This window comes from Variovorax sp. CF079 (assembly GCF_900101545.1).
Classification (GTDB): domain Bacteria; phylum Pseudomonadota; class Gammaproteobacteria; order Burkholderiales; family Burkholderiaceae_C; genus Variovorax.
In genome coordinates this window covers 40,815-59,328 of sequence record NZ_FMZU01000001.1, presented here as the reverse complement: position 1 = coordinate 59,328, position 18,514 = coordinate 40,815, and the positions used below count along the sequence as shown (strand labels likewise).

Here is an 18,514-nt window from a genome sequence, read left to right as displayed (position 1 = left end):
ATCAGTACGTCGCTTCGGCGGGGCTCACGTCCTGCGCCCAGACGAGCGCGGAGAGATGCGCTGCATTGACTTGTTCGGTGCTCATGAACAGCGCCTCCGACAGCTGCGCGGCCCGGACACCGTCCTCGTCGCAGCTCTCCGCGAGCGCGAGGAAGGGGCCGTACATGCCCTCGCGCGCGAGGATGGCCTGCTGCACCGATTCGCTGAGCTGCACCTTGCCCAGCACCTCCTGCATGGTGACGCCCAGCAGCTGGTCGATCATCGAGAACATGCCGACCACGAACAGGTTGTCGGCCTCGCCGGACGGCAGCATCCCCTCGCCCATCAACTCGACGAAGCGGCCGCGGATGATCGCCTTCTTCATCAGGAAGGGCGGGCTGGCCTTGGCGTTGCTGGTCGCCAGCAGCAGCGACAGCCAGCGGAACAGGGGCGAGTAGCCGAGCATCGTCACCGCGTGGCGCAGCGAATGGATCTCCACCCCCACGCCGATGGCGGGCGAATTCATGTGGCGCAGGAGCCTGTAGGTCAGCGCGGCGTCGTGCTTGAGGGCCGCCTCGATCTCGCGCAGGTCCTCGTTGCGCTGGATCATCTGCATCAGCCGCACGATCAGCATCGACTCGGGCTGCAGGGTGCGGCCGGCCTCCTCCTTCTCTGGCTGCATGCCGGTCCCGTCGAGGAACACATCGACGCGGCGCGCCGCGCAGGCGTCGAAATCCTTCCAGGTGGCGATGCGCGTGGCGATGAGGTGCAGCGGCTCGCCCGGCGGCTCCTCGCGCCGCAGCTTGGCCACCAGGTCGAGATGGCCGGTGCCGACATCGAAGTGGGTGACGAGGCCGCGCAGCTCGGGATCTTCAGGCAGCGCCTCGGCGCCGCACAGCATGAAACGAAAGCCCTGCTCGCGCAGGAACAGCAGGATGGGCCGCACGTCCGCATCCATGAGCGCATCCGGCCCCAGGCACAGCACCACGTTGTCCGGCGGCAGCCCCTGCAGCTCGCTGGCCGCCAGCGTCTCGGCCGTCACGTCGAAGAAGAGCACGGTATGGCCGAGCCGCCATCCGGTCTTGGGCGGATTGAGGTGCCTGGCCACGCAGCTCACGAAGGCCTTGAACAGCTCGGCCGCGCCCGCGGCGTTGTATTGCGCCGCCGGTTGCCATGCGAGCCTGTAGCCCGCAACGCGCTTCTGCGTGTCCAGCAGCAGGGCGTAGGTCAGATAGCCGTCGACGCTGCGCTCCTGCGCAGCCGGCAGTTGCGCGGCGGAGGCCTCTTCCGTCGCTGCGTCACCGACCGAAGCGTTGTCGGAATCGTGACGCCGGAAAAAATCGAAGCGCATGTTCTTGTCTCCGTCTGTGTCTCGCTCAGTGGGCGATGGCGGCGGCGTCGATCCTGGAGGCACCGGCCAGCGCGGCGGCGCTTGCCGCCTGCGCACGCTGGATGCGCGGCATGGCGCCGACGTCGATGATGAAGGCCACGCTGCCGTCGCCCAGGATGGTCGCGGCCGAGATGCCTGGCACCTTGCGGTAGTTGGTCTCGAGGTTCTTGACCACGACCTGGTGCTGTCCGAGCAGCTCGTCGACCAGCAGCGCGAAGCGCGCATCGTCGGCCTGCACGATCACCAGGATGCCCTGCGTCGGTTGCGTCTGCGCACCGGCCACGTCGAAGACGCGGTGCAGCTCGATCAGCGGCAGGTACTCGCCGCGCACCTTGATGACGTGGCCGTCGGCGGTGATCGAATGCAGATGCTCCGGCAGCGGCTGCAGCGACTCGATCACATAGCTGAGCGGCAGGATGTAGGCCTCCTCGCCGACCTTGACCGACATGCCGTTCAGGATGGCCAGCGTCAGCGGCAGCACGATGCGCGTGGTGGTTCCGCGGCCTTCGCGCGAGCTGATCTCCACATGGCCGCCCATCTCCTGGATGTTGCGCTTGACCACGTCCATGCCCACGCCGCGCCCGGAGATATCGGTGACCTGTTCCGCCGTCGAGAAGCCGGGCGCGAAGATCAGCTGCCACACCTCCTCGTCGGGCATCGCGTCGCTCACGGCCAGCCCTTGCTGCTGCGCCTTGGCGAGGATCTTCTCGCGGTTGAGACCGGCGCCGTCGTCGCTGACCTCGATCACGATGTTGCCGCCATGGTGCTGGGCCGACAGCAGCAGCTGGCCGGTGGCCTCCTTGCCCTTGGCGAGGCGCTGCTCGGGCGTCTCGATGCCGTGGTCCAGGCTGTTGCGCACCAGGTGCGTGAGCGGATCCACGATGCGTTCGATGAGCCCCTTGTCGAGCTCGGTTTCGCGGCCGTAGGTGTCGAGGCGAACCTGCTTGCCGAGCTTGGCGCTGACATCGCGGATCACGCGCGGGAAGCGGCTGAACACGTAGTCCATCGGCATCATGCGGATCGACATCACGGACTCCTGCAGATCGCGCGCATTGCGTTCGAGGTGGCCGAGGCCGCTCAGGAAGCGCTCGTAGGCCACCGGGTCGAGCATCGTCGCCGCCTGCGTCAGCATCGACTGCGTGATCACCAGCTCGCCCACCAGGTTGATGAGCTGGTCGACCTTCTCCACGTCGACGCGGATCGAGCTGGACTCCTTGGCGTTCGCGGCTGCAGCCACCGGTGCGGCGGATGCGCTCGCCGGCTTCGGCGCAGCGACGGCCGGGCTCGCTGCCGCCGGCGCCGCTTCCGGCGCGATCGCTGCTGCCGCCTCCTCGGGCTGCGCCGCCTCGCGCGTGATCTCGATCTGCGATTCGTCGATGACGAAGCAGCACACGGCGACGATGTCGTCGGGCGCGCAGGTGGTCTCGAGCATCACGGTCAAGTGGTCATTGCTGCGCGTGCGCGAGAGCACGCGGCCGAGGTTGCCCAGTTCGTCGGCGAGCAGATCGCACTCGCTGTCGGAGAGACGCGCGAAGCGGATGCGCAGCGCGCCCTCCGCTGCTGGGGCGGCCGCCGCATCCGGCGCGGCAACCACCGGGGCGGGCGCGGGCGCAGCCGGCAGTGACGCCGGAGCGGCCTCGGCGGCGCCGTTTTCGCGCGCCAGCTGCTGCAGCACCGCACAGATGTGCGCGACCGTTTCGGTTTCAGGCTCTTTGCCCGCCTGGTAAGCAGTGAGTTGTTCTTGCAAGGCGTCCTTCGTTTCCAAAAAGGCGTCGATCATCGGACCGCTCAGGCTCAGCTGGCCATGGCGTGCCCGGTCCAAAAGGGTCTCCAGCAGGTGCGTCGTATCCGTCAGCGCCGTGAAGCCGAAAGTGGCCGCGCCGCCCTTGATCGAATGCGCGGCGCGGAAGATGGCGTTGAGCTGCTCGCTGTCCGGCGACTCGACGTCGAGTTCGAGAAGCAGCTGCTCCATCTCCGCCAGAAGCTCGATGGCTTCGACGAAAAAGGCCTGGGTAAACTGACTGAGGTCCATCGTTGCTCCGAAACCGGATTTCTTTTTTCGCTAGGGGTGTGCAGGTGTTGGCGGCCTGTAGGCCGTCACCTTGACGTTGTCGACCGGGAGAATGCGCACCGGCGGCTTGCCGGCCCGCGTGGGCGCGGCACCGTCGCCGCTGTTCTCGCGCTCGATCTGCTGCTGCGTGCGGTGATTGAGCAGGATGATGCTGATGCGGCGGTTGATCGGGTTGCGCGGCTCGGCCTTGTCCAGGTGCATGCTGTCGGCCAGGCCGACGACGCGCAGCACCTTGTCTTCGGCCATGCCTCCCATCACCAGCTCGCGCCGCGAAGCGTTGGCCCGGTCGGCCGACAGCTCCCAGTTGCCGTAGGACTTGTCGCCGTTGGTGTAGACGATCGCATCGGTGTGGCCCGAGAGCGTGATCTTGTTCGGCAGCTCGTTGAGCGCCGGTCCGATCTCGCGCAGGATGGCGCGCATGTGCGGCACCAGCCGCGCGCTGGCCAGGTCGAACATGGGACGGTTCTCGTTGTCCACGATCTGCAGGCGCAGCCCCTCGGTCGTGATGTCGATCAGGATCTGCGAGCGGAACTGCTTGAAGACCGGGCTGTTCTCGATCAGCGCGTCGAGCCGCTTCTTCATGCTCTCCAGGCGGTTCGCATCGGCTTCGTCGTCGGCATCGGCGTTGACGCGCCGCATCTCGCCGTCGATGTTCGACGTCGGGTCGGTGCCGCCGCCCGGAATCACGCTGTCGCTGGTGCTGCTCTTCTCGCCGCCGTTGATGGCCACCTTCAGCGGCATGCGGAAGTGTTCCGCGATGCCTTCGCGCTGCTTCGGGCTCGCATTGGAGAGCAGCCACATCACGAGGAAGAAGGCCATCATGGCCGTCATGAAGTCGGCATAGGCGATCTTCCACCCGCCGCCGCCGTGCCCGCCGCCGCCGGCCGCGGCAACGCGTCTGACGACGATCCGGCCCTTTTCTGCGCTCATGGTGCTGCTCTCGTCCGGATCACCGGGCCTTGACTTCGCGGACGTGGCTGTCCAGCTCGGTGAAGGAGGGCCGCTCCGTGGAGAACAAAACCTTGCGACCGAACTCCACCGCCAGCTGCGGCGCATAGCCGTTGAGGCTGGCGAGCAGGGTCACCTTGGCGCACTGGTACAGCTTCATGCCGTCCGACACCTTCTGCTCGATCAGCGAGGCCAGCGGCGAGACGAAGCCGTAGGCCAGCAGCACGCCGAGGAAGGTGCCGACCATGGCGTGCGCGATCAGCGCGCCCATCTCGGAGGGCGGCAGGTCGGCCGAGCCGAGCGCATGGACCACGCCCATCACGGCCGCGACGATGCCCAGCGCGGGCAGCGCATCGCTGACCCGCGTCAGGCTGTGCACCGGCATCTCGGCCTCGTGCTTGATGGTCTCGATCTCGTGGTCCATCAGCGCCTCGATCTCGAAGGCGTCGGTGTTGCCGCTGATCACCAGCCGCAGGTAGTCGCAGAGGAACTCCATGACGCTGGCGTCGGCCAGGATGGTGGGATAGCGCGTGAAGATCTGGCTCTGGGCCGGGTCCTCGACGTCGGTCTCCAGCTTCATCATCCCTTCCTTGCGCGCCTTGGCCAGCAGCTCGTAGAGCAGCGCCAGCAGGTCCATGTAGAGCTGGCGGTTGTGCTTGGACGAGCGCAGCAGGAGCGGCAGCTCCTTGAGCGTGGCCTTGATGGTCTTGCCGTTGTTGCCCGCCACGAAGGCGCCCACCGCGGCGCCGCCGATCATCAACAGCTCCACTGGCTGGAACAGGACGCCGAAGTGCCCGCCCATCAGGGCGTAGCCACCGAACACGGCCCCCAGGACCACCAGATAACCAACCAGAACGAGCACGCGCTTCCCCTAATGCCGCTTCCGGCGTCGAATCAAAAAACCTCGCCTCCCAAACCGAACGCCGGGGAATCAAGGACCCTTTCAGTGCAATCCGCCGGCCTCCAGCGTCGATTCCACGGCAAACCCAGCGTGTCCCACTGCGAGCGCCTCGGCCGGGTGTTCGCCGGCGCGCTTCGCGCCGCGCACCTTGCCCGCGCGCGAAGGCGGCCGGCACAGAACGCACACGTAGCCGTTCTTGCTGTCGTGCGCGTGCGCCACGAACTTGCCGCCGCACCGGCAACACGCACTCAACTGCAGCATGTCGCTGTCGAAAAATCGCACCATCGTGTAGGCGCGTGTGAAATCCAGCACAATTTCGCCGCCCTGCGATTCAATTTGCTCCAGATATAGCCGGTAGCTTTTGATCAGTGCCTGCAAACCGTTCTCGTTTGCGTGCGTCAACATGAATTGATACATGTTGTAAAACATCGACGAATGGATATTGGCCAGCCAGGTCATGTACCAGTCCGTCGAAAAGGGCAGCAAACCCTTGGGCGGCGAAACGCCCTTGAGCTCCTTGTAGAGACGGATCAGGCGCTCGCGGCTCAAGCTCACCTCGGCCTCGAGGAACTGGAGGCGTGCGCCGAGCCCAATCAGCTCGATCGCGAGCTGGACCTCGCGCACTTCTCCGAGGACGCTTTTAGTCGTCATTCGGCAACCTCCGCGCTGCGCGCTGCGGTATTTGCGTTAGGAACGGCCCTGCGGCTCATGCAGCCACGCCTTCAAGCATCGACAGCCGTCGCGCCGACATCAGGATCGACATGTGCGCCTGCTGCAGGGTCGTGTCCTTCCCCTCGCCGACCACGGCCGACATCGACGGATGGTCGTCGAGGCGGAAGCTGCACAGCAGGAAGTTCGATGCCGCCAGTTTGAGGATCTGGGCCAGCGACATGTTGGCGAGCATGTCCGCCAGTTCGCGGCTCACCCCGAGCCTGAACATGGCGGCCGCGCGGTCCTGTTTGACGAGCTTCTGGGCCAGCAGCATGTAGGCGAGGTTGAGGTCGCCGATTTCCTTGGAAATCTCGCCGCTCGCGGCGTTCTTCACGTTATCCGGTTCCACTTTTGCACTCCGTTCAATCAAGGCTTCAGTCTATCCAGAGTTATTTACAAATGTAACTTCTTCATATTTATGTATCTGAAAGTGAGAAATAAATTACGCCTTGTCTCCGCCCTCCGTGCGATACCCGGTTTTGTGTGATTTATTTCGTAGACCAAATTCATTCACTTTAATAACGATCAGCCTCGCTTAATTCGGAAGAAAAAAGTTCTAATTCACCAAGACAAAAATATGCCAATGAATATGAATAATAAAAAGTATTAATTTCCATGCCCTGAACCTCCGGACTCGGCCTCCTCCAGCCGGTGGATCCAGGCCATGATTTCGGCCACCGCCAGGTACAGCTGCGGCGGGATCTGCTGGTCGAGATCGACCTGCATCAGCAGCTTGTTCAGGGCCGGCGAGGCATGGACGTAGAGGCCGTTCTCGCGCGCCTCGCGCATGATCGATTCCGCCGCCACGCCGTAGCCCTTGGCCACGACCACGGGGGCCCGGGTCTTGCCCAGATAGGACAGGGCCACCGCGCTCTGGCGTTCGTCGGTGCCGGGAGTCATTGAGCAACCTCCGCGCGATGCGCTGCGGTGCTATTCGACTTGGGAGCGGCCCGGCGTCTCATGACTTGTCCTTCGCGGCGATCTGCAGCTCCTGCAGCCGCAGGCCCGCGGCCTCGAAACGCTGCACCAGCCGGTTGCTGTCGGCGCGCAGGCGCGCTGCGGTGCTCGCCTCGCTGGCCGCCAACTGCGCCTGGATCTGGGAGCCGGTGAGGCTCAGGCGCAAGTCCACGGCGCCCAGCCGGGGCAAGCCCAGCGAGACCGTGGTGGTCCAGCTTCGCGCAGCGGGTTCATGAGGCGCATCGCCCTGCGGCTTTGCATCCTCTTCCTGGATCGACCACGTCATCGGGACCTCCGGCCACGCCTGACCGCTCCAGCGGAACACCGCCGTGGCCAGCAGGTCGAGCTGCTGGTGCACCACGGTCGCGGCTTGCGGGTGGATCACTTCGCCAGCAGGCAACGCCTGAACCGGTGCCGCGGCGGCATGGCGCAGCGTCGCCTCTTCGGCACGCGGCACAGGCGGCGCCTCCGGCGGTGCGGCGGACGGTGCCGCCTCGCCCCGGCGATAGGCCGCCTGCACGCGCGCGGCATCGGCCGCAGGCGCGACGGTCTCGGCGTGAACCTGAGGCGCCGGTGCGCGCGGCGGCAGCGCACCATCGCTCGCGCCGGCCTCGGCGGGCGAGCGCGGCGCACCGGGCGCGCCGGCCGCCGGCAGCACCGGCTTCAGCGTCTCGGCCGCGATGGCTGTGGCGGTAGCAAGGGGTTGGGCGGCGGTCTCGGGCCCCGCGCTCCTTACAGGCGCCCAGCGCGCTTGCGGCTCCTGCGCCAGCTGCGCCAGCGTGCGGGTGCCGGCTGCGAACTCGCGCAAATGCGATTCGTAGAACAGGCCGCTCGCGTTCACGGTCTGCGCCAGCGTGCCGGCGAGCGCGGCGGCCGAAGGCTGCTGCTGCGAGGACGGCCACATCGGCGATGCCCCCCGCAGCGGGCCGGCGTCGGGAAACTCCGCCAGCAAGGCGCCGATGACGCGCGCCGCCACCGACAACCGCGCGGCGGCCGGCCCGGCCGCATCGGGCTGGCCTGGAGCGGACTGGCCTGGCGCTGCCGCTGCGCCCGCGGTCGGCGCGTGCCGGCCCAGGGCCATCTCGGGCGGCAGGCGAATGTCGTTGACGACCTCCCGCACCCCCACCACGGGCCCCGTGGCCGCATCCGTCCCGACCTGGCTCTGCTGCAGCGCGAGCAGTTCCAGCCGCGGCGCGAGCTTTGCGCTCAGCAGCGTATCGACCAGGCCGGAAAGTCTGTTCATGGCAGCGATATACCGTTCAGCGCGGCAGCCCGTAGGCCTTGTCAAGCTCGCCCTGCTTCTGCAGCCGGGCCATCGTGGCGACCAGGCGTTCGAGCTGCGGCTTGACCAGCCGACGCACTTCATCCTGGTCGGCGCGGATGCGCTCCATCAGGCGCTGCGCCTGGTCGAGCTGCGCGGGTTCCAGCGCTTCCGTGGGGCCGATCTGCTTCAATCGCTCGACCACCGTCGCGCACTGCTCTTCCAGGGCCGGAAGGCGGTCCCACTCCTTGGCCCGCGCCAGCGCCGCCATCAGCGACGTGGTCGAGGCGAGTTGCACGTAGCAATGGACGATTTCACTGCGGGCGGCCATGTCTCTTCTTTCTTCGATTCGTATTCAGTGGCCGGCGGCAACGCCATCGATCTCGCGCCATGCGGAGGCGATGTTCTCGAGCAGCGCCTCGGCTTCGTCGAGCGCTTGCGCATCGTTGTGCAGGTTGGCCTGCAGCAGGCGCCGGATGACGTAGTCGTAGAGCGCCGACAGATTGGCGACCAGGCCCTCGCCGGCCGCCCCGGCCGCCTTGGCGTCGAGGCTGGCCTTGAGGCCGTTGTCGACGATGCCCACCGCCTTGGAGATCGCGTTGCCCTTGGCCGCGACATCGCCGCTCGCCATGTGGTGCCGCGCCATGCCGATGGCCGTGACGGCGCCGTCGAACAGCATGCAGATGAGCTGGTGCGGCGACGCGCTCATCGCTTGCGTTTCCACGCCGAGGCGTGCATAGGCGTTGGCGCCGGTTCTGAAGGTGTGGGGTGTGTACATGCGCTGCTCCGCGTGGGGCTTAGTTGTCGCTGCTCATGCTCGCGAACTGCTGCGTGAGGTAGCTGCTGGTGCTGTTCATCTTGCTGACCAGCAGATCCAGTTGGGTGAACTGCGCGCGGTAGTACTCGACCTTGGCATCCACGCGCGCCTGCATGTCGGTGTACTGCTCGTCGAGCTGCTTGAGCGAGGTGTTGATGCCGTCGGTCGCCACCTTGAGCACGCCGCCGGTGGAAGTGGCCTTGGTCACCAGCGCGTCGAGCTGCTTGCCGTAGCCGGTGGTGCTGCTGGTCGCGCTCGAGAAGAGCTTGGAGACGCCGTCCAGGTTGGTGGCGAGCGCGCTCTTGAGCTTGTCCGAGTCGACGCTCATGGTGCCGTCCTTCTGGAAGCTCACGCCGATCTGCGACAGCATCGTCAGGTCGCCCGTACCGCCGGCCTGCGGCGAGGTGAGCGTGTTGCGGATGCTGGTCTGGAGATTGCGCAAGGTCGAATCGCCGACCAATGCCGCGGCCGTCTTCTTGTCGGTGTCGAAGGTGGTCAGCGTGCTGGCCGTGCTCTGCAGGGCGTTGTAGGCCTTGACGAAATCGTTGATCGCCGTCTCGACCGAGGCCGTGTCGCGCGCCACGCTCAGCGTGCTGGTGCCGGTCTTCAGCACGGTCAGCGTCGTGCCCTGGATCGATTCCTTCACGGTGTTGCTCGCGCTCGTGACGGCGATGCCGTTGACCGTGAGCTCGGCGTTCTGCGCCTGCACCGTCTGCTGCAGGTTCTGCGTGCCTGCCGGATCATGGTTCAGCAGGTTCGCCAGCGCCGCGTCGCCGGCCACGGAGACGCGCATGCTCGAGGCCTTGCCGGTCTCGGTCGATGTCAGCACCAGCCGGTTGGGCGTGCCGCTGCCGTCGTTCACGATGCTCGCCGTCACGCCGGCCTTGGCGGCGTTGACCGCGTCGCGGATGCCCTCGAGCGTGTTGTGCGCCGCATCGATGGTGATCGGCACTGCCGTGCGGCTCGCGTCCGGCGTGAAGCCCGCGCCCGTGTACTTGCCGCTCGCCGCGTCGTAGCTGCCGCCGGCGATGGTGCCGAAGTCGATCGTGATGGTGCCGGTGCCGATGGCCGTCTTGGCGCTCGCCTGCCCGGCCGCCACCACCGACTGCGCCTGCGCGAGCTGGGTGACGTTGATGTTGTAGATGCCGGCCGCTGCCGTGTTGCCGGCACTCGCGGACATCACGTCAGTGGCGCTGGAGGTGGCTTTCACGCCCAGGAAGAAGGCCGGGTCCGACAGCTTCTTGGCCGCCGTCTGCAACGTGCCGAGCGCGCTCTGCAGCTGGCCGTAGGCCGACAGCTTGCTCGTGTAGCTGACCTGGCGCTGCTGCAGCAGCACCAGCGGCTGGCTCTCCGCCGTTTCGAGGTTGGTGAGCAGGCTGCTCAGGTCGAGGTTGGAGCCGATGCCGAGACTGCTGATCGATGCCATGAATGAATTCCTGTTTCTAATGAGTGCGACAAACGCATGCCTGTGGCCCACGATGGCCGAACCCGCGGCCGGCGACGCCAGGCCCCTTCGGGGAACACCGCGCAACCGGCTTTGCCGGGCCGCTGGTGTTGCCCCCGGTGAGGGGGTTGGAGGCCACACGAAGTGGGCAAGCCTGGGGGTGGTTCATATCAAGCCGACTGGCTCACCAGCAGGCCGGGCGCCTTGTCCAGCGCCTTGGCGATGCGCACCACTTCCTCGGTCGGGATCTGGCGAATGACTTCGCCGCTCGCCCGGTCGACCACCTTGACGATGACCTTGTCGGTGTCCTGGTCCACCTCGAACTGCAGGCCGACCGAGCGGCTCTGCAGCGAGGCATTGACCTCGCGCACCGCCTGTTCGACCTGCGTCGGCGTCGCGGCCTCCACGGCATCGGCCGCGGTGGTCGCGCCCTCCGGCGATGCCGCTGCGCCCGCGCCGATCGGCCGGCCCGAGAGCATCTGCACCCACCACTGGCCGTTGTCTGCTGCCGGAGCTACGGGGATCGACATGGTCTTCACCTTTGGTTGCTTGCTTCGCTGTCGTCTGCGGCCTGGCCAGGACCAGGCCGCAGAGAACAGCGCAGGCGCTGTCGGGCTTTCGCCCGGACGCCTGCGATGGTTTCTTCTTCGATTAACGCAGGAGGGACAGCACGTTTTGCGTGGTCTGGTTGGCCTGGGCCAGCACCGAGGTACCGGCTTGCTGGAGGATCTGCGCGCGGGTCATGTTCGACACTTCGGTCGCGTAGTCGGCGTCTTCGATGCGCGAACGCGAAGAAGACAGGTTGGTCACCGTGGTGCCGAGGTTGGCGATCGTCGAGTCGAAACGGTTCTGCACCGCACCCAGCGAGCTGCGCAGGTCGTCGACCATCTTGAGCGCTGCGTCGAGCTTCTTCATCGGGTCGACCGAAGCCGCGCCCGTGAATTCGGCCGTGGCGCCGGCGCCGCTCAGCACGATGTCGGTGGCGGTGTTGTCGAAGTCGGTCCCGCCTGCACCGCCGTTGGCCAGCGCGCCTGCGCCGACGCTGAAGTTCTTGCCTTGCACGGCCACGTAGGCGGTGGTGGCGCCGGTGGAATCGACACCGACCTTGACGAGCTGGTCGGCCAGCGTCACGGCAGCGGTCACGCCGTTGGACGGATCGGTGAAGTCGATGTCGGCGACGTTCAGCGTCACGGCGCCGGTGGCGTCGGCGACCGAGGCGGCATAGAAGCTGTCACCCGACTTGACCACGAAGTTGGCCGTGGCGGCGCCGGTGGCGTCCTTCACGTTGTGCAGGCTCAACGAGCTCGCAGCGACGCCCAGGGACGTGGCAGCAGCGCTCAGATCGACAGCGGCAGGCGTGGCAGCCAGGTTGGTCTGCGTGATGGCCTCGCTCACGGGGAGAGCGTTGTTGCTCACCGAGAAGCCGCCGAGGCCGAGCGTCGTCGAGTCGATCTGCTTGAGGTCGATCTTGATGGTTTCGCCGTCGTTGGCACCGACTTGCACGGTCAGCGGCTTCGCGCCGGCCGACAGAACCTTCACGCCGTTGAAATCGGTCTGTGCCGAGACACGGTCGATTTCGCTCATGCGCTGGGTGATTTCGTCCTGGATCGACTTCAGGTCGCTGGCCGAGTTGCTGCCGTTGGCGGCTTGCACGGCGAGTTCGCGAACGCGCTGCAGGTTGTTGTTCACTTCCTTCAGTGCGCCTTCCGTCGTTTGCGCCAGCGAGATGCCGTCGTTGGCATTGCGCTGGGCTTGCGACAGGCCCTTGATGTTCGCCGTGAAGCGGTTGGCGATCGCCTGGCCGGCCGCGTCGTCCTTGGCACCGTTGATCCGCAGGCCCGAAGACAGGCGCTGGATCGCGGTGTTCAACGACGACTGCGACGCGTTGAGGTTGTTCTGCGTGAGCAGCGAGAGACTATTGGTGTTGATGACTTGCGCCATGTTCGACTCCTGTAGACAAAGGTTGTGGACTTCGGCCAATGGCCGCAACGCTGGACCCGCTTCCCACCGTGAGACTCAAGCCATCGTTGGATTAGTTATCGGCAGGGCTTTCCAAACATTTAGGCCGGTGCGCCAAAAAGATGCGCGCGGCCCTTTCCACAACCTTCAGGGCTCAAGCGGGCAGGTTCATCACTTCCTGATAGGCGGCCACCAGCCGGTTGCGCACCTGCAGCCCGGTCTGGAAAGCCACGTTGGCCTTCTGCAGGTCGACCATGACATCGTTGAGCGCCACGCCCGGACGCCCCAGCTCGAAGGCCTCGGCCTGGCCGTAAGCCTTGGTCTGCGCCGTGCTGATGTTGTCGAGCGAGCGTCGGAGTTCGGCTGCGAAGCCGCCCGGCTGGGCCGCCTCGGCGGCGGGCGGCGTGAAGCCGGACTGGAGCGCGGTGACCCGCATCTGCTGCAGGACGGACTCGATGGCGGCAATCGACATGAGCAAACCTTTTCTCTTCTAGAACTTCCGTATTGACAAAGAAAGCGCCAAGGCACTCCCGCGTGTTTTCAGCGTATCAGCCAAGGCTGCCGGCAGATGCGCCCAACTGACGGCAAAACCCGCGGTTGTTCGACCAATCGAATCCGCCCCGGCTGCCGAGAATCGACTGCGAACAAGAAAGCCTGCTGACGACATCAACGGCCCTGCGGCATGACTCCTCCACATCGACGACTCTCTTTCCTCTCCATGAATCCGGCGCGGCCGGCCGCGCCGGAGGCGCGCACATGAGTGCGACGGCGCCCGCGGGCGCCGCGCCAACGGCGCCGGCCCTCCCGCCTCTCATGGAACGGATGCGCGCGCAGCCGAAGCTGCCGCTGATCGTCGGCGCCGCCGCGGTGGTCGCGGCCGCCGCGGCCTTCATGCTCTGGAGCCGCGCGCCCGACTACAAGGTGCTCTACACCAACGTCTCGGACCGCGACGGCGGCGCGATCATCGCGTCGCTCACGCAGATGAACGTGCCCTACAAGTTCGCCGAAGGCGGCGGCGCGATCCTGATCGCCGGCGACAAGGTGCCTGAAGTGCGCCTCAAGCTCGCGGCCCAGGGCCTGCCCAAGGGCGGCGGCGTCGGCTTCGAACTGATGGACAACCAGAAGTTCGGCACCAGCCAGTTCGCCGAACAGGTCAACTACCAGCGCGGGCTCGAAGGCGAGCTCGCGCGCTCGATCGAGTCGATAGCCACGGTCGAGTCGGCGCGCGTGCACCTGGCGCTGCCCAAGCCCTCGCTCTTCGTGCGCGACCAGAAGAAGCCTTCCGCCTCGGTGGTGCTGAGCCTGCACCGCGGCCGCAGCATCGACGAAGGCCAGGTCAGCGCCATCGTCCACATGATCTCCAGCAGCGTGCCTGAGCTCGACGCCAAGAGTGTGACGGTGGTCGACCAGCGCGGCAACCTGCTGTCGGCGGCCAATGCCGGCGCGCGCGGCCTGGACGTGAGCCAGCTCAAGTACGCGCAGGAGATCGAGCAGGGCTACATCCGCCGCATCGAGGCCATCCTGCAGCCCATCGTCGGCGCGAGCAATGTGCGGGCGCAGGTCGCGGCCGACATCGACTTCTCGGTGGTCGAACGCACCGACGAGAAATACAGCCCCAACCAGGATCCGCGCAATGCCGCGGTCCGCAGCCAGCAATCGAGCGAATCGAGCCAGCACGGCGCGACGCCCCCGGGCGGCGTGCCGGGCGCGCTGTCGAACCAGCCGCCGACTACGCCGAACGCGCCGATCACAGCGCCGCTGCCCGGCATCGCCGCGACGCCGCCCGCGGCCGCATCGACGACCACGACGGCCACCAGCACGGCGCCCGGCGCGCCCTCCAGCCTGCGCAAGGACACGACGACCAACTACGAGCTCGACCGCTCGATCCGCCATGTGCAGCAGGGCGCGGGCGCGGTCAAGCGCCTGTCGGTGGCGGTGGTCGTGAACAACCGCGAGGGCGCGGACGGCAAGGCCGGCGCGCGCGCGCTCGCGCCGGCAGAGATCGAGCAGATCCGCAACCTGGTCAAGGAAGCCATGGGCTACAGCCAGGAGCGCGGCGACTCGCTCAACGTGGTCAACAGCGCCTTCGCCCGCGAGGGCCACGATGAAGCGGCACGGGACGTGCCGAACTGGCGCGACCCCGAGAACATCGAGCTCGCCAAGACCGTCGGGCAGTACCTGCTGCTCGCCGCCCTCGCCCTCTTCGCCTGGTTCGCCGTGCTGCGGCCGCTGCTGCGCAAGCACCTGGCACCGCCGGCAGCGCCCGCTTCCGCCGAACCGGCACAGAAGGCCATGGCCGCCGGCGGCGATCCCGACGACGCCGGCTCCGCGCAGGAAAGCGCACGCCAGCGCGAAGCCGAGCGCCAGAAGGCCGACCTCGACTACGCCCACCAGACCGCCGACAGCGATCCGCGGCTGGTGGCCACGCTGATCAAGCATTGGATGAACCCATGAGCAATATCAACTTGGGAACCCGCAAGGCCGCGATCCTGCTGATGTCGCTGGGCGAGGACCGTGCCGCCGCCACGCTGCACCACCTGCCCACCACCGAGGTACAGGCGCTGGGCGTCGCGATGGCCAAGCTGAGCCAGGTGTCCAAGGAAGAGCTGGCGGCCGTGCTGTCCGAGTTCCGCATGGAGACCGAGCAGCTCTCGGCCCTGCACCTGGGTTCGGGCAGCTACATCCGCGCAGTGCTGCGCAAGGCGCTGGGCGACGACCGCGCCAGCAACCTGCTCGAAGACATCCTGCAGCCCGACGAGCCGCACGGCGGCATCGAGCGGCTCAACGATCTCGAGGCCGGCGAAGTGGTGGAACTGATCCGCGACGAGCATCCGCAGATCCTCGCCACGCTCTTGGTGCACCTGGACCGCAAGAAGGCTTCGGAAGTGCTGGAGAAGCTGCCGGTGCGCCTGCGCCACGACGTGATCATGCGTGTGGCCACCTTCGGGGGCGTGCAGCCGGCGGCGCTGGCCGAGCTGACCGACGTGCTGACCGAGATGCTCTCCGGCGAAGGCCTGAAGCGCAGCCGCCTTGGCGGTGTGCGCACCGCCGCCGAGATCGTCAACCTCATGAACAGCGCGCAGGAAGACGAGGCCATCGCCCACGTGCGCGAGCACGACGAGGCCCTCGCGCAGCGCATCCTCGAAGAGATGTTCGTGTTCGAGAACCTGCTCGATCTCGAGGACCGCTTCATCCAGCGCCTGCTCAAGGACATCGAATCCGATTCGCTCATCGTCGCGCTCAAGGGCTCGGCGCAGGAGCTGCGCGACAAGTTCCTGCGGAACATGTCGCAGCGCGCCGCCGAGACGCTGCGCGAGGACATCGAGCTGCGCGGCCCGGTGCGGGTCTCGCAGGTCGAAGCCGAGCAGAAGGCCATCCTGCAGGTGGTGCGCCGCCTCGCCGATTCGGGCGAGATCACAGTCGCTGCGCCGGGAACCGATGACTTCGTCTAGCCACTCCTCCTTCGGCGCCCGTGCACGGCTGTCCGCAGCCTATGCGCCAACGCGGCCGGCCACGCCGTCCAAGCCGGTGCTCTCCGCCTGGCAGCGCTGGGAAATGGGCACGCTGGATGAAGACGCTGCGCCGCCGCAGCACGTTGTCGAAGCCGCCAACGCGCAGCGCATCGATCCCGCGGCGCTGGCGCGCGACGCCGAACTCGAACGCCTGCGCCTCGAAGCGCGCGCCGCGGGCGAAGCCGAAGGCCGCCGCGAAGGCTGGGCACAGGGCCATGCCGAGGGCCGCACCGCCGGCCTGGCCTCGGGCCTGGCCGCCGCCAGCGCGCATGCCGAGCAGCTGCGCGCGCTGGCCGCCACGCTGCCGGACGCACTGCGCCGCGCCGAGAGCGAACTGGCCGATGCCATTCTCACGCTCGCGCTCGACGTGGCCCGCCAGGTGGTGCACCGCACCTTGCGCGCCGAGCCCGAATGGGTGCTGCCGCTGGTGCAGGACCTGCTGCATGCCGAGCCTGCGCTGCAGGGCGAGCCGCGCCTGCTGCTGCATCCCGAGGACGTGGCGCTGGTCAAGAACAGCCTGGGCAACGAACTGCAGATCGCCGGCTGGCAGGTGCGCGCCGACGACACGCTGGCGCGCGGCGGCTGCCGCGTCCAGTCCGCCAGCGGCGAGATGGATGCCAGCCTCGAAACCCGCTGGAAGAGCGTGACTGCCGCATTGCACCGCGATGTGGTTGCGCTGGACATCTGATGTCGACGCTCGCACCCAACCCCCATCTGCAATCCTGGCGCGGCATGCTCGCCCAGGCGCGCAGCGAGGTCAGCCACTGCACGACCACCACCCACTCGGGCCGACTGACCCGCGCGGTGGGCCTGGTGCTCGAAGCCGTGGGCCTGCAGCTGCCCGTGGGCAGCGACTGCTTGATCGAGCTGCCGCCCGGCTATCCGCAGCGCCATGCCGAAGCCGAGGTGGTGGGCTTCGCCGGCGATCGCCTGTTCCTGATGCCGCAGAGCGAAGTGGCGGGTCTCTTGCCCGGTGCGCGCGTCTTCGCGCGGCCCGGCACGGGCGGGCCCGGCGCCGGCGGCGATTCGCACACCAAGCGGCTGCCGGTCGGCGAAGGCATGCTCGGCCGCGTGGTCGATGCGGCCGGCCGCCCGCTCGACGGGCTCGGCCCGCTCGACATCGCCCGCAAGGTGCCGCTCTCCTCGCCGCCGGTCAATCCGCTCTCGCGCGCGCCCATCGACTCGGTGCTCGACGTCGGCGTGCGCGCCATCAACGCCATGCTCACCGTCGGCCGCGGCCAGCGCATGGGCCTGTTCGCGGGCTCCGGTGTGGGCAAGAGCGTGCTGCTCGGGATGATGGCGCGCTACACCAGCGCCGAGGTGATCGTGGTCGGCCTGATCGGCGAACGCGGCCGCGAGGTGAAGGACTTCATCGAGAACACGCTGGGCGAGGAAGGCCTGGCCCGCGCGGTGGTGGTCGCCGCGCCGGCGGACAACTCGCCGCTCTTGCGCCTGCAGGGCGCGGCCTATGCGACCTGCCTGGCCGAATACTTCCGCGACCAGGGCAAGGACGTGCTCTTGATCATGGATTCGCTCACCCGCTACGCGATGGCGCAGCGCGAGATCGCGCTGGCCGTGGGAGAGCCGCCGGCCACCAAGGGCTACCCGCCTTCGGTGTTCGCGAAGCTGCCTGCGCTGGTGGAGCGTGCCGGCAACGGCGCGCGCGATGCACAAGGCCGCGGCGGATCCATCACCGCCTTCTACACCGTGCTGTCCGAAGGCGACGACCAGCAGGACCCGATCGCCGATTCGGCGCGCGCCATCCTCGACGGCCACGTGGTGCTCTCGCGCACGCTGGCCGAGGCCGGCCACTACCCGGCCATCGACATCGAGGCTTCCATCAGCCGCGCGATGACCGCGCTGATTCCGCCCTCGCAGTTCGAGACCGTGCGCCGCTTCAAGCAGATGCTCTCGCGCTACCAGCGCAACCGCGACCTGATCAGCGTCGGCGCCTATGCGGCCGGCCACGACCTGCAGCTGGACCAGGCGATCGCGATGTATCCCAAGATCGAAGCCTTCCTGCAGCAGGCGATGCACGAGCGCGCCGACTACGCGGGCTCGATCGCGCACATCACCGGTTTGTTCGAAAGCAAATAGGACCTGTTATGTCCAAGAAGCTCCCCCTCGACACCCTGACCGAACTGGCCCGCACGCAGAAGGAAGAGGCCGCGCGGCGCCTGGGTGCCTTGCAGAGCGCGCAGGTCAGCGCGCACCAGAAGCTGGACCTGCTGCTGCAATACCGCCAGGACTACAGCCACCAGCTTCAGCTGCTGATGGAGAGCGGCCTGCCCGCCTCGCAGTGGCGCAACTACCGCAATTTCCTCAGCACGCTCGACGGCGCCATCGAGCAGCAACGCGCCATCGCCGTCCAGACGAATGTCCGGCTCGACCATGGCCGTGGCGACTGGCAGCACCATGCGCGCCGCCTCAACTCCTTCGACACCCTGGCCGACCGCCTGCGTCGCCAGGAAGCGATGGTGCAGGCCAAGCGCGAACAGCGCGACAGCGACGAGCGCGCGGCGCGCAAGTTCATCGACCGCGCGGCGCATTCGAGCCCCTGATCT

19 protein-coding genes are annotated in these 18,514 nt (G+C 67.4%); 5 read left to right on the top strand and 14 right to left on the bottom strand.

Features of this window, described 5'->3' with window-relative positions:
• Window position 1 precedes the first annotated feature (1 nt).
• The 14 genes from BLS74_RS00310 to fliE form a co-directional block, all read right to left on the bottom strand.
• Window positions 2-1,330, bottom strand: coding sequence for an EAL and HDOD domain-containing protein (locus BLS74_RS00310; protein WP_093102039.1), 1,329 nt, complete (start codon window positions 1,328-1,330; stop codon window positions 2-4).
• A 25-nt stretch (window positions 1,331-1,355) separates the two neighbouring features.
• Window positions 1,356-3,401, bottom strand: a complete 2,046-nt coding sequence (gene cheA / locus BLS74_RS00305) for a chemotaxis protein CheA (RefSeq protein ID WP_093102037.1) — start codon at window positions 3,399-3,401, stop codon at window positions 1,356-1,358.
• A gap of 30 nt (window positions 3,402-3,431) precedes the next feature.
• Window positions 3,432-4,370, bottom strand: a complete 939-nt coding sequence (motB, locus tag BLS74_RS00300) for a flagellar motor protein MotB (protein ID WP_093102036.1) — start codon at window positions 4,368-4,370, stop codon at window positions 3,432-3,434.
• Between the two features lie 19 nt (window positions 4,371-4,389).
• Window positions 4,390-5,250, bottom strand: coding sequence for a flagellar motor stator protein MotA (motA, locus tag BLS74_RS00295; protein WP_093102034.1), 861 nt, complete (start codon window positions 5,248-5,250; stop codon window positions 4,390-4,392).
• A gap of 81 nt (window positions 5,251-5,331) precedes the next feature.
• Window positions 5,332-5,940, bottom strand: coding sequence for a flagellar transcriptional regulator FlhC (flhC, locus tag BLS74_RS00290; RefSeq protein ID WP_093102032.1), 609 nt, complete (start codon window positions 5,938-5,940; stop codon window positions 5,332-5,334).
• Between the two features lie 55 nt (window positions 5,941-5,995).
• Window positions 5,996-6,349: a flagellar transcriptional regulator FlhD gene (gene flhD / locus BLS74_RS00285; RefSeq protein ID WP_093102030.1), complete on the bottom strand. Its 354-nt coding sequence runs from the start codon at window positions 6,347-6,349 to the stop codon at window positions 5,996-5,998.
• 257 nt (window positions 6,350-6,606) lie between these two features.
• On the bottom strand, window positions 6,607-6,900 hold the full coding sequence (locus BLS74_RS00280; RefSeq protein WP_093102029.1) for an EscU/YscU/HrcU family type III secretion system export apparatus switch protein: 294 nt from the start codon (window positions 6,898-6,900) through the stop codon (window positions 6,607-6,609).
• 58 nt (window positions 6,901-6,958) lie between these two features.
• Complete coding sequence (locus BLS74_RS00275; protein ID WP_093102027.1) at window positions 6,959-8,200, bottom strand: flagellar hook-length control protein FliK; 1,242 nt, start codon at window positions 8,198-8,200, stop codon at window positions 6,959-6,961.
• A gap of 16 nt (window positions 8,201-8,216) precedes the next feature.
• Window positions 8,217-8,549, bottom strand: a complete 333-nt coding sequence (locus BLS74_RS00270) for a flagellar protein FliT (protein ID WP_093102025.1) — start codon at window positions 8,547-8,549, stop codon at window positions 8,217-8,219.
• Window positions 8,550-8,573: 24 nt separating this feature from the next.
• A complete protein-coding gene (fliS, locus tag BLS74_RS00265; RefSeq protein WP_093102023.1) occupies window positions 8,574-8,996 on the bottom strand; it encodes a flagellar export chaperone FliS in 423 nt (140 codons plus the stop codon).
• A 19-nt stretch (window positions 8,997-9,015) separates the two neighbouring features.
• Window positions 9,016-10,461, bottom strand: coding sequence for a flagellar filament capping protein FliD (gene fliD / locus BLS74_RS00260; RefSeq protein WP_093102021.1), 1,446 nt, complete (start codon window positions 10,459-10,461; stop codon window positions 9,016-9,018).
• A 188-nt stretch (window positions 10,462-10,649) separates the two neighbouring features.
• On the bottom strand, window positions 10,650-11,009 hold the full coding sequence (locus BLS74_RS00255) for a flagellar protein FlaG (protein WP_093102656.1): 360 nt from the start codon (window positions 11,007-11,009) through the stop codon (window positions 10,650-10,652).
• A gap of 121 nt (window positions 11,010-11,130) precedes the next feature.
• Window positions 11,131-12,420 carry a FliC/FljB family flagellin gene (locus BLS74_RS00250; protein ID WP_093102020.1) on the bottom strand — a complete coding sequence of 430 codons (1,290 nt, stop codon included), beginning with the start codon at window positions 12,418-12,420 and terminating at the stop codon, window positions 11,131-11,133.
• Window positions 12,421-12,592: 172 nt separating this feature from the next.
• Window positions 12,593-12,910: a flagellar hook-basal body complex protein FliE gene (fliE, locus tag BLS74_RS00245; RefSeq protein ID WP_093102018.1), complete on the bottom strand. Its 318-nt coding sequence runs from the start codon at window positions 12,908-12,910 to the stop codon at window positions 12,593-12,595.
• Between the two features lie 284 nt (window positions 12,911-13,194).
• On the opposite strand from fliE, the gene fliF reads away from it, so the two are divergent.
• From fliF to fliJ, 5 genes are read left to right on the top strand one after another with little or no spacing between them, the layout of a single operon-like run.
• A complete protein-coding gene (fliF, locus tag BLS74_RS00240; RefSeq protein ID WP_093102017.1) occupies window positions 13,195-14,892 on the top strand; it encodes a flagellar basal-body MS-ring/collar protein FliF in 1,698 nt (565 codons plus the stop codon).
• Window positions 14,889-15,890 (top strand): flagellar motor switch protein FliG, encoded by a 1,002-nt coding sequence (fliG, locus tag BLS74_RS00235; protein WP_093102016.1) that lies wholly within the window; start codon window positions 14,889-14,891, stop codon window positions 15,888-15,890. Before fliF ends, fliG begins: the two co-directional genes overlap by 4 nt.
• Entirely contained in the window at window positions 15,877-16,638 is a 762-nt protein-coding gene (gene fliH / locus BLS74_RS00230) for a flagellar assembly protein FliH (RefSeq protein ID WP_244503693.1), read from the top strand. Before fliG ends, fliH begins: the two co-directional genes overlap by 14 nt.
• A gap of 44 nt (window positions 16,639-16,682) precedes the next feature.
• A complete protein-coding gene (fliI, locus tag BLS74_RS00225) occupies window positions 16,683-18,047 on the top strand; it encodes a flagellar protein export ATPase FliI (protein WP_244503717.1) in 1,365 nt (454 codons plus the stop codon).
• Between the two features lie 8 nt (window positions 18,048-18,055).
• Complete coding sequence (gene fliJ, locus BLS74_RS00220; RefSeq protein WP_093102012.1) at window positions 18,056-18,511, top strand: flagellar export protein FliJ; 456 nt, start codon at window positions 18,056-18,058, stop codon at window positions 18,509-18,511.
• Window positions 18,512-18,514 lie beyond the last annotated feature (3 nt).

What these genes read in the sequence shown, in the direction of transcription:
- BLS74_RS00310 (WP_093102039.1), bottom strand. Translation starts at nt 1,330, where the DNA reads ATGCGCTTCGATTTTTTCCGGCGTCACGATTCCGACAACGCTTCGGTC.
- cheA (WP_093102037.1), bottom strand. Translation starts at nt 3,401, where the DNA reads ATGGACCTCAGTCAGTTTACCCAGGCCTTTTTCGTCGAAGCCATCGAG.
- motB (WP_093102036.1), bottom strand. Translation starts at nt 4,370, where the DNA reads ATGAGCGCAGAAAAGGGCCGGATCGTCGTCAGACGCGTTGCCGCGGCC.
- flhC (WP_093102032.1), bottom strand. Translation starts at nt 5,940, where the DNA reads ATGACGACTAAAAGCGTCCTCGGAGAAGTGCGCGAGGTCCAGCTCGCG.
- BLS74_RS00280 (WP_093102029.1), bottom strand. Translation starts at nt 6,900, where the DNA reads ATGACTCCCGGCACCGACGAACGCCAGAGCGCGGTGGCCCTGTCCTAT.
- BLS74_RS00275 (WP_093102027.1), bottom strand. Translation starts at nt 8,200, where the DNA reads ATGAACAGACTTTCCGGCCTGGTCGATACGCTGCTGAGCGCAAAGCTC.
- BLS74_RS00270 (WP_093102025.1), bottom strand. Translation starts at nt 8,549, where the DNA reads ATGGCCGCCCGCAGTGAAATCGTCCATTGCTACGTGCAACTCGCCTCG.
- fliS (WP_093102023.1), bottom strand. Translation starts at nt 8,996, where the DNA reads ATGTACACACCCCACACCTTCAGAACCGGCGCCAACGCCTATGCACGC.
- fliD (WP_093102021.1), bottom strand. Translation starts at nt 10,461, where the DNA reads ATGGCATCGATCAGCAGTCTCGGCATCGGCTCCAACCTCGACCTGAGC.
- BLS74_RS00255 (WP_093102656.1), bottom strand. Translation starts at nt 11,009, where the DNA reads ATGTCGATCCCCGTAGCTCCGGCAGCAGACAACGGCCAGTGGTGGGTG.
- BLS74_RS00250 (WP_093102020.1), bottom strand. Translation starts at nt 12,420, where the DNA reads ATGGCGCAAGTCATCAACACCAATAGTCTCTCGCTGCTCACGCAGAAC.
- fliE (WP_093102018.1), bottom strand. Translation starts at nt 12,910, where the DNA reads ATGTCGATTGCCGCCATCGAGTCCGTCCTGCAGCAGATGCGGGTCACC.
- fliF (WP_093102017.1), top strand. Translation starts at nt 13,195, where the DNA reads ATGAGTGCGACGGCGCCCGCGGGCGCCGCGCCAACGGCGCCGGCCCTC.
- fliG (WP_093102016.1), top strand. Translation starts at nt 14,889, where the DNA reads ATGAGCAATATCAACTTGGGAACCCGCAAGGCCGCGATCCTGCTGATG.
- fliH (WP_244503693.1), top strand. Translation starts at nt 15,877, where the DNA reads ATGACTTCGTCTAGCCACTCCTCCTTCGGCGCCCGTGCACGGCTGTCC.
- fliI (WP_244503717.1), top strand. Translation starts at nt 16,683, where the DNA reads ATGCTCGCCCAGGCGCGCAGCGAGGTCAGCCACTGCACGACCACCACC.
- fliJ (WP_093102012.1), top strand. Translation starts at nt 18,056, where the DNA reads ATGTCCAAGAAGCTCCCCCTCGACACCCTGACCGAACTGGCCCGCACG.